The 411-nt window shown below is 38.4% G+C and carries 1 tRNA gene; it reads right to left on the bottom strand.

Going from position 1 to position 411, the window contains the following annotated elements:
- Window positions 1-219: 219 nt before the first annotated feature.
- Window positions 220-296: transfer RNA gene (locus tag CD127_RS10385), tRNA-Ile, on the bottom strand.
- Window positions 297-411: the final 115 nt, after the last annotated feature.

The following is a 411-nucleotide window of genomic DNA, read 5'->3' on the forward strand; positions in this document are numbered from 1 at the left end:
GTTAGTAACGTCCTTCGTCGGCTTCTAGTGCCAAGGCATCCACCGTGCGCCCTTAATAACTTAATCTAATATAGTTATTAATCTGTGAGTGTTCTTTCGAACACTAGCGATTATTTTTATGAATTCAAGCTTATTTAAAACTCTATTCACTCGGTTTTGCTTGGTAAAATCTATTTTACTTACTTATCTAGTTTTCAATGTACAATTAAAATTATTTAATGGTGGGCCTGAGTGGACTCGAACCACCGACCTCACGCTTATCAGGCGTGCGCTCTAACCAGCTGAGCTACAGGCCCATTAAATATTAGAATGTTAAATAAACATTCAAAACTGAATACAATATGTCACGTTATTCCGTCATCTCTGCGAGATGTTCCGAATATATCCTTAGAAAGGAGGTGATCCAGCCGC

Source organism: Staphylococcus petrasii, assembly GCF_002902565.1.
Classification (GTDB): domain Bacteria; phylum Bacillota; class Bacilli; order Staphylococcales; family Staphylococcaceae; genus Staphylococcus; species Staphylococcus petrasii.